This is a genomic window from Pseudomonas endophytica (assembly GCF_001411475.1).
Lineage (GTDB): Bacteria > Pseudomonadota > Gammaproteobacteria > Pseudomonadales > Pseudomonadaceae > Aquipseudomonas > Aquipseudomonas endophytica.
Genome location: NZ_LLWH01000051.1, coordinates 1 through 9,524, shown reverse-complemented (window position 1 = coordinate 9,524; position 9,524 = coordinate 1). Strand labels below are relative to the sequence as shown.

Below are 9,524 nucleotides of genomic sequence, written 5' to 3'. Positions count from 1 at the left end.
CAAGCGGTTACGCGACGCAGAGGTGACGGGTTCTACGCTCTTCTGCTTGCTCGGTGCGGGTCAACTGTGGGCATTCAGTCTGGATGACGTAGCGGTTCAGGCTAAAGCGCTGGCCGAACAGAAATACGAAGCGCCGCGCAGCAATTTGCCAAAAGAATTTCGTGATATGAAATTCGCGGACTACCAGAAGATCCAGTTCAAGCGCGACAAAGCCCAATGGGCGGGCGACAAGACCCCGTTCAAGCTGTCCTTCTATCACCAAGGCATGCACTTCGATACGCCGGTGAAAATCAACGAAGTGACGGTCGACAAGGTAGAAGAGATCAAATACGACGCCAGTCGCTTTGATTTCGGCGACGTCCAATTCGACCCTAAGTCCACCGAGAACCTCGGTTGGGCGGGTTTTCGCGTGTTGTACCCGATCAACAAGGCTGACAAACAAGACGAAATTATGACCATGCTGGGCGCGAGCTATTTCCGCGTGATCGGCAAAGGTCAGACTTACGGCTTGTCGGCACGTGGCATGGCAATTGATACCGCGCTGCCATCGGGTGAAGAGTTCCCGCGTTTCACTGAGTTCTGGATCGAACGTCCAAAACCAAACGACAAACACCTCGTGATCTTTGCGTTGCTGGACTCGCCACGGGCGACCGGCGCTTACCGCTTTATCCTGCGCCCTGGCGTAGACACGGTGGTGGACGTAAAGGCACAAATGTTCTTGCGTGACAAAGTGGGCAAACTGGGTATCGCGCCGCTGACCAGCATGTACCTGTTTGGCACCAACCAGCCGTCCAAAGTTCTTAACTATCGCCATGAGCTGCACGACTCGTCGGGTCTGGCGATTCATGCAGGTAACGGCGAATGGATCTGGCGCCCGCTGAACAACCCGAAACACTTGTCGGTAAGCAACTTCGCGGTAGAAAACCCGCGTGGCTTTGGTTTGCTGCAACGTGGTCGTGACTTCAGCCAGTACGAAGACCTCGACGACCGCTACGACAAGCGTCCAAGTGCTTGGATCGAGCCTCAAGGTGACTGGGGTAAAGGGTCGGTTGATCTGGTAGAGATCCCAACCGCTGACGAAACCAACGACAACATTGTTGCGTTCTGGAGCCCGGCGACTCTGCCAGAGCCAGGTAAGCCGTTTGACTTCGCTTATCGCCTGCACTGGACCTTGGATGAAGCCGCTCTGCACCCGGCTGACAGCGCTTGGGTTAAACAAACCCTGCGTTCGACCGGTGACGTCAAGCAGTCCAACCTGATCCGTCAACCGGATGGCAGCGTGGCTTACTTGGTGGATTTCGAAGGTCCTTCGCTGGCAAAACTGCCTGCCGATGCACCTGTGCGCAGCCAAGTGAGTGTGGGTGATAACGCCGAGTTGGTTGAAAACAACCTGCGGTACAACCCAGAGACCAAAGGCTGGCGCTTGACCTTGCGTCTGAAAGTCAAAGACCCGAGCAAGTCCACCGAACTGCGTGCGGCTCTGGTTCAGGACGTAGAAGTCGCGCCTGCCACCGTGGCCAAGGCTGAGAAAGTGGCGGCCAAGGCCCACGACAAGCACGACAAGAAAGAGCCACAAGCCAAGGACGCTAAGGGCACTCCAGCCCCGGCTGCCGACGCTGCCCCTGCCACGCCAGAGCCGGAAAAGACTGAAAAAGTTCTGACCGAAACCTGGAGCTATCAGTTGCCTGCCGATGAGTAATGCTCACACTCCGCCGGTCTCGCTTGGCGAGTATCTGGCCCATTTGCCTCTGAGCGATGAGCAGCGCGCCGAATTGGCGAGCTGCACCTCGTTCGCCGAGCTGCATGAGCGCTTATCGGCCCAGTCTGACGTCGACACTGTCGAGGCCGCTCAGGCTTCGGTGGGGTCGCGTCTGAACCTCAGCACGGCCCAAGAGCTTGAGGAAGCAGAGATGCTCGCCCTCGATGCCAGCGGTCGGGTGATGCTCAAGGCAACGCCGCCGATTAACCGCACTAAGGTGGTGCCAGAGCCTTGGCGCACCAATATTTTGGTCCGCGGCTGGCGGCGTCTGACCGGGCGTAGCAACCCTGCGCTGCCTAAGAAAGACGAGAATGTGCTGCCCAAGGCGCGTTGGCGGACGGTGGGTTCGATCCGTCGTTACATCCTGTTGGTGTTGATGCTCGGCCAGACCATCGTCGCGGGCTGGTACATGAAAGGCATCATGCCGTACCAAGGCTGGTCTTTCGTTGATCTGGAAGAAGTCCTTCACCAGCCGTTCTTGCAGACCGCACAGCAAGTGCTGCCGTATGCCTTGCAAACCAGCATCTTGATCATGTTCGGGATTCTGTTTTGCTGGGTGTCGGCGGGTTTCTGGACCGCCTTGATGGGGTTTTTGGAGCTGCTGACGGGGCACGACAAGTACCGTATTTCTGGCGCAAGTGCCGGTAATGAGCCAATCCCGGAACACGCGCGCACTGCGCTGGTGATGCCGATCTGTAATGAAGACGTCACCCGTGTGTTTGCGGGGCTACGGGCAACGTACGAGTCGGTTGCCGCGACCGGTGATCTTGACCGTTTCGATTTCTTTGTCCTCAGCGACAGTAACGACCCCGACATTTGTGTGGCCGAGCAACAGGCTTGGTTGGATGTGTGCCGTGAAACAGAAGGCTTCGGGCGGATTTTCTATCGCCGTCGTCGTCGTCGTGTAAAACGTAAAAGCGGCAACTTGGACGACTTCTGCCGTCGTTGGGGCGGCGATTACACCTACATGGTTGTGCTCGACGCAGACAGCGTGATGAGCGGCGAATGCTTGACCAGCCTGGTGCGCTTGATGGAAGCGACCCCGGATGCGGGCATTATCCAGACCGCGCCCCGAGCGTCGGGCATGGACACCCTGTATGCGCGCATGCAGCAGTTTGCAACGCGGGTTTACGGCCCGCTGTTTACCGCCGGTTTGCACTTCTGGCAGTTGGGTGAATCGCACTACTGGGGGCACAACGCGATCATCCGCATGAAGCCGTTTATCGAGCACTGCGCCTTGGCGCCGCTGCCGGGCAAGGGCTCGTTTGCGGGGGCGATTCTGTCCCACGACTTCGTTGAAGCCGCGCTGATGCGCCGTGCAGGTTGGGGCGTTTGGATTGCCTACGACCTGCCGGGCAGCTACGAAGAACTGCCGCCCAACTTGCTGGATGAACTCAAGCGTGACCGCCGCTGGTGCCACGGTAACTTGATGAACTTCCGTCTGTTCTTAGTGAAAGGCATGCACCCGGTTCACCGTGCGGTGTTCCTGACCGGCGTGATGTCTTACTTGTCCGCGCCGTTATGGTTCTTCTTCTTGTTGCTGTCGACAGCCTTGCTGGCAGTCAACACGCTAATGGAGCCGCAGTACTTTATGGAACCGCGTCAGCTCTATCCGTTGTGGCCTCAATGGCACCCGGATAAGGCCGTTGCGCTGTTTTCGACCACCATCGTGCTGCTGTTCTTGCCTAAGCTGCTGAGCATCATCCTGATTTGGGCCAAAGGCGCTAAAGAGTTCGGCGGCAAGTTCAAGGTCACGGTGTCGATGCTGCTCGAAATGCTCTTCTCGATGCTGCTGGCACCTGTTCGCATGATCTTCCACACCCGTTTCGTACTGGCCGCGTTCTTGGGCTGGGCCGCAACGTGGAACTCGCCACAGCGCGACGACGACTCCACGCCGTGGAGCGAAGCGGTGCGCCGCCATGGCCCGCAAACCCTATTGGGTGCCGCGTGGGCTGGGCTGGTGCTGTGGTTGAATCCGAGTTTCTTGTGGTGGTTGGTGCCGATTGTGGGTTCGCTGATGTTGTCGATCCCCGTATCGGTGCTCTCTAGCCGGGTCAAACCGGGCCTTAAGTCGCGTGATGAAAAGCTGTTCCTGATTCCTGAGGAATACTCGCCACCCCGTGAGTTGTCGGCCACTGAGGAATACACCCACGAGAACCGCTATCACGCGCTCAACGACGGTTTTGTGCGGGCTGTGGTTGATCCTCAGCAAAACGCTTTGGCGTGCGCTTTGGCGACCTCGCGTCACCGTGAAGCTGAGCCGATCGAATGGCTTCGCGCCGAACGCGTGCGTCATGCGATCAAGGTAGGTCCTAAGGGCTTGAGCAACAATGAGCGGATGGCATTGTTGAGCGACCCAGTGGCCATGTCCCGCTTGCACGCATTGGTGTGGGGTGAGGGCCTCGAAGACTGGTTGAACGCTTGGCGTGATTCGGTTGCGGCCGATAACCACGCCCCGGTGCTGACGTTGCAACCTGCTGCCTGACTTTATCGTGAGCAAGCTCGCGCCTACAAAATTCGTAGGCGCGGGTTTACCCGCGAAAAGCCCTACCAATCTCCCCCGCCTGTCGCGCTTTTAACGCGCAAAACTCGTCTCCAAACCTTCCGTGAGTTAGGATCCGTCTCCGAATGGGTGAGTGCCCGGTTTTGTTGGCTTTATGCAGCAAGCCCGCCGTAGGCCAACACCTTTATTGAGCCGGTTGAGGGGAGGTTGTTGATGAAGAAGTTTGTCTCGAAACTGCTGTGCGGCGTGACTGCATTACTGGCGGTCAGCGTAGCCCATGCAGGTGCTATTGATGACGCGGTCAAACGCGGTACGTTGAAAGTGGGCATGGACCCGACGTACATGCCGTTTGAAATGACCAACAAACGTGGTCAAATCATCGGCTTTGAAGTTGATCTGCTCAAAGCCATGGCTAAGTCCATGGGCGTTAAGCTGGAACTGGTGTCTACCGCTTACGACGGCATTATTCCTGCGCTTATGACCAACAAGTTCGACATGATCGGCAGCGGCATGACCCTGACTCAGGAGCGCAACTTGCGCCTGAACTTCAGCGAACCCTTCATCGTTGTGGGCCAAACGCTGCTAATCCGCAAGGAACTGGCGGACAAAGTTAAATCCTACAAAGACCTCAACGATCCGCAATACCGCCTGACGTCGAAAATCGGCACCACGGGTGAAATCGTCGCTCGCAAGCTGATGTCCAAAGCCCAGTACCACGGCTATGACAACGAACCAGAAGCGGTGCTAGACGTGGTCAATGGTAAGGCTGATGCCTTTATCTACGACGCGCCTTATAACGTTGTCGCGGTCAACAAGTTTGGCAACGGAAAACTGGTGTTCATCGACGAGCCGTTCACCTACGAGCCGCTGGCTTTTGGTCTGAAGAAAGGCGACTACGACAGCATCAACTTCATCAACAACTTCTTGCATCAGATCCACGAAGACGGCACCTACGATCGCATCCATGACAAGTGGTTCAAGAACACCGAGTGGCTCAAAGAAATGGAATAAGGCTATTAAACCTATCGCGAGCAAGCGCGTTCCTACCCATTGAGTGTAGGAACGCGCTCGCTCGCGATGGCGGCCTTCCTAGCGACACCAACGTGGAACCTGAAAGTGATCAAACAAAAAAAAATCCAGTGGCCTTGGCACGTATTGACCGTGCTAATCCTCATCGGTCTGGCGGGGGCGTTGTATTACGCCACCTCGCTGATGTCCTACGAGTGGCGCTGGAATCGAGTCCCGCAGTATTTCGCCTATCAGGCTGAAGAAGCTCAACGGGCCGCTGAAACTTCTACCGTGATTGACGTCGTACGTAACGGCGCTAAGGCTGAAGTCGTGCTACGGGCTGATGATGGCGCAGAACAGCGGCTGACCGTTGCGGATAACAGCCTGCAATTGGTTGAGGGCGACGATGTTGCCGAAGGCGACGTGGTCGGTGTGACCCGCCATTGGGCGGCTGGCCCGCTGTTGCTGGGGCTTTGGACCACCGTCTGGTTGTCGTTGGTATCTGGCGTACTGGGTTTGCTGATAGGGCTGGTCACGGGGCTGTGCCGACTCTCCAACAACCCAACGCTGCGTGACCTCTCGACGTTGTATGTCGAACTGGTGCGCGGGACGCCGTTGTTGGTACAGATTTTCATCTTTTACTTCTTTATTGGCACCGTGCTTAACCTGTCCCGCGAATTTGCCGGCATTGCCGCGCTGTCGTTGTTCACCGGAGCGTACGTGGCTGAAATCATCCGGGCGGGCGTACAGTCCATCGCCCGGGGGCAAAATGAAGCGGCCCGCTCGCTCGGCCTCAATGCCAGCCAGTCAATGCGCCACGTGGTACTGCCGCAAGCCTTCAAGCGCGTACTGCCACCCTTGGCGGGGCAATTTATCAGCTTGGTCAAAGACACTTCGTTGGTGTCGGTGATTGCGATTACCGAGCTGCTTAAAAGTGGTCGCGAAGTCATTACGACCTCGTTCTCGCCGTTCGAAATTCTGTTCTGCGTGGCGGGCTTGTACTTGTTGATCAACCTGCCGCTGTCGCATTTCGCCAGTCGGCTTGAGCGGAGGCTCGCGCAAAGTGATTGAAGTTCGCCAACTGGTAAAAGTCTTCGACACCCGCGGGCATATCGTGCGAGCGGTCGATAACGTCACCACCAAGGTGGCTAAGGGCGAAGTGCTGGTCGTGATTGGCCCGTCCGGTTCGGGTAAGTCGACATTTCTGCGGTGCCTTAATGGCCTAGAAGAGTTCGACTCAGGCTCGGTCAGCATCGGCGGCGTAGACTTGGCCAACCCCAGAACAGACGTTAACGCCTACCGGCGTGAAGTCGGCATGGTGTTCCAGCATTTCAACTTGTTCCCTCACATGACCGTCCTCGAAAACTTGTGTCTGGCGCAGAAGGTCGTACGCAAGCGTGGCAAGGCCGAGCGCGAGGCCAAGGCCCTTGCGCTGTTGGAGAAGGTTGGCATCGGGCAGAAGGCTAACGAGTTTCCGTCGCGCCTCTCAGGCGGCCAGCAGCAGCGTGTGGCCATAGCCCGGGCGTTGGCAATGGAACCCAAAGTCATGCTGTTTGACGAGCCGACTTCGGCACTTGACCCAGAGATGGTCGGTGAAGTCCTCGACGTGATGAAAACCTTGGCACAAGAAGGCATGACCATGGTCTGCGTGACCCACGAAATGGGTTTTGCCCGTGAAGTGGCGAATCGCGTGCTGTTCTTCGATCACGGCAAGTTGCTGGAAGATTCGGCCCCAGAAGCCTTTTTCAATTCGCCCAAAGACCTGCGCGCCCAAGCGTTTTTGCGTCAGGTGTTGTAGAGGGGAGCAGTGGCAAGCTTCAAGCTCAAGCAGATTTACTTTTGCCCTGAACTTGCAGCTTGCCAGTCGCCACTCCCTCAGACCCTAAACCGCCCCACCAACGCCTGTAGGTGAGTCCCTAGGCGTGCCAGTTCAATACTGGATGCTGCGGTTTCTTCGCTGGCGGCGGCTGTTTGATCAGACACATCACGCACATTTTGCACGCTACGATTGATCTCTTCGGCCACGATGCTCTGTTGCTCGGCGGCGGCCGCAATTTGTTGGTTCATGCCCTGAATGGCTGAAACGGTTCGAGTAATATGGCCCAGCGACTGGCCCGCCCGCTGGGTCAGCTCGACGCTGCTGTCGGTGAGCGTACGGCTGCTGTCCATGCTGCGGGACATTTGCTGTGTGCTGTTATGCAGGCCAACAATCAGCTCTTCGATTTCCTCGGTTGATTGTTGAGTGCGTTGCGCCAAGCTACGTACCTCATCAGCGACCACGGCGAAACCACGTCCAGCTTCCCCTGCGCGTGCCGCTTCAATGGCCGCGTTTAGCGCCAACAGGTTAGTTTGCTGGGCTACAGATTTGATGACGTCCAATACGCTGCCTATTTTGTCGCTCTCGCGTTTAAGGTGCTCCATCGACTCGGTTGAGCGTGCAACCTCAACCGCCAGTTTCTCAATCTGCTCGATAGCTTGGGCGACCACCTTGTCGCCTTCGTGGGCCTGTTGATCGGCAGCGCCCGTGGCTTCGCAGGCCTCTTCGGCATTGCGTGCCACTTCTTGCACCGTGGAGGCCATTTCATTCATTGCGGTGGCGACCTGATCGGTTTCAACTTTCTGGTTGTTAACTCCGGCGCTGGTTTGCTCGGTCACGGCTGATAACTCTTCGGCGGCGCTGGCTATTTGCGTGACCCCGTCGCGGATGCCGCCGATCAATTCGCGCAAGCCTTCGGTCATCTTTTGTAGGGACTTGTGCAGTTGGCCCAGTTCATCACGACGTGATGTTTTGGTGTCGTGAGTCAGGTCGCCGGCGGCGATATGCTCAACAAGACTGAGTGAACGTTGTAGCGGAACCACGATCTGGCGAGTAATGACCCAAGCGGCAATCACACCGATTACCAACGCTAACAGCGTGCAACCGACCAGTAGCGTTTTGGCCTGATGGCTGTCTCTGTCGCGTTTGGCCGCTTGCAATGCCGACAGCTTTTGGCTCAGTGCGATGAGGTTATTACCTTCCTGCCTCATCTGCTCCTGTGCTTGTTCACTGCTACTTTCGTCTTTGACGAGTGCGGCGAAAGCCCGTGAGTACTCGGTTGTGGCACTGAGCTGCTGGTCGACCAGCGACAAGTCTTCAGCCGTAGTCAGTCGCTGCCGTGACTTCTCCAGCAGCGCTTTCAACTCGTCTAAATGTTTATGCACTTCTTGGAGATCGCTGGCTTGATGACTGCGTTGATAGGTGAGGCGCGCAATACGCAGGTCTTTGGTCAGCTCAGTGGTTTTAGAAATATTGGCCAGCTTTTCACCACGATCAATCACCGACGCCAAGCCATTCCAGCCGGCGGCGGCGATCAGCAGAGTCAACACCAAGACCAGGCCGAAACCCAAGCCAAGTTTTCGATTGACGCTCATATTGCTTAGGAATTGGGCTAACCGACGGTACATGCTGTTGCTCCTTGAGTGAAACGGGCCGCGGGACGGAAGCCATCATTATTGTGTGGTTTTATGAACTAACAGCTCATCGGCGCGGGCAGCGAGAACTAAAGGACCGGCTTTGAATCTGTGACGCAGGTCGCAGCTTGCCGCAGGTTTGATTCAAAGTCTGAGCAAAAGCTTGACGTTCAGTTGGCTAAAGCCTCTTGAGCCGCTGCGGCGCAGGCGGCTAGAACAGGCGAGCGAGCAGGGCGGTGACGGCGGTTTCGACCCGCAAGATGCGCGCGCCGAGCTGGACAGGTTGCAGACCAGCATTGGCCAGTAGGTCGATCTCGTAAGGGATCCAGCCACCTTCCGGGCCGATGGCCAGTGTCACCGCTTCAGTGAGGCCGCGTGGGCAGTCTGGATATTGGCCGGGGTGGCCGACCAGCCCCCGCGTGCCCTGAGCCAGAGTAGGCAGGCGATCTTCGACAAAGGGCTTGAAACGTTTTTCGATGATGACTTCTGGTAATACGCTGTCACGGGCTTGTTCGAGCCCCAGGATCAGTTGCTCGCGAATCGCGTCAGGCTCAAGAAATGGCGTCTGCCAAAAGCTTTTTTCGACCCGGTAACTGTTAACCAGCACCACCTTGGGTACGCCCATCGAAGCCACTGTTTGCAACACTCGGCGTAGCATTTTCGGGCGCGGCAGAGCCAATAACAGGGTCAGTGGGAGTTTTTCCGGCGGCGGCTGATCGAGGTTATGGATGACTAGCTCAGCTTCTTTGGCCTCCAAGCGCACCAGTTCTGCGCTGCCCATCAGACCGCCAATGCGCCCAACCC

7 protein-coding genes are annotated in these 9,524 nt (G+C 57.0%); 5 read left to right on the top strand and 2 right to left on the bottom strand.

Annotation, left to right across the window (positions count from 1 at the left end):
• The first annotated feature begins 22 nt into the window (after window positions 1-22).
• From AQS70_RS05275 to AQS70_RS05255, 5 genes are all read left to right on the top strand, one after another.
• On the top strand, window positions 23-1,699 hold the full coding sequence (locus AQS70_RS05275) for a glucan biosynthesis protein G (RefSeq protein WP_241492800.1): 1,677 nt from the start codon (window positions 23-25) through the stop codon (window positions 1,697-1,699).
• Entirely contained in the window at window positions 1,692-4,244 is a 2,553-nt protein-coding gene (gene mdoH, locus AQS70_RS05270) for a glucans biosynthesis glucosyltransferase MdoH (protein WP_055101857.1), read from the top strand. The genes AQS70_RS05275 and mdoH overlap by 8 nt, the downstream gene beginning before the upstream one ends.
• A gap of 231 nt (window positions 4,245-4,475) precedes the next feature.
• On the top strand, window positions 4,476-5,273 hold the full coding sequence (locus tag AQS70_RS05265; protein WP_055101856.1) for a transporter substrate-binding domain-containing protein: 798 nt from the start codon (window positions 4,476-4,478) through the stop codon (window positions 5,271-5,273).
• A 108-nt stretch (window positions 5,274-5,381) separates the two neighbouring features.
• Window positions 5,382-6,341: an amino acid ABC transporter permease gene (locus AQS70_RS05260; RefSeq protein ID WP_420912334.1), complete on the top strand. Its 960-nt coding sequence runs from the start codon at window positions 5,382-5,384 to the stop codon at window positions 6,339-6,341.
• Window positions 6,334-7,068, top strand: a complete 735-nt coding sequence (locus AQS70_RS05255; RefSeq protein ID WP_055101855.1) for an amino acid ABC transporter ATP-binding protein — start codon at window positions 6,334-6,336, stop codon at window positions 7,066-7,068. Before AQS70_RS05260 ends, AQS70_RS05255 begins: the two co-directional genes overlap by 8 nt.
• Window positions 7,069-7,145: 77 nt before the next feature.
• Here the strand turns inward: AQS70_RS05255 and AQS70_RS05250 are convergent, their stop codons facing one another.
• A complete protein-coding gene (locus AQS70_RS05250; protein WP_420912333.1) occupies window positions 7,146-8,681 on the bottom strand; it encodes a methyl-accepting chemotaxis protein in 1,536 nt (511 codons plus the stop codon).
• Window positions 8,682-8,931: 250 nt separating this feature from the next.
• Window positions 8,932-9,524, bottom strand: a 593-nt coding sequence (locus AQS70_RS05245; RefSeq protein WP_055101853.1) for a 16S rRNA (uracil(1498)-N(3))-methyltransferase, incomplete at its 5' end; no start/stop codon positions are given.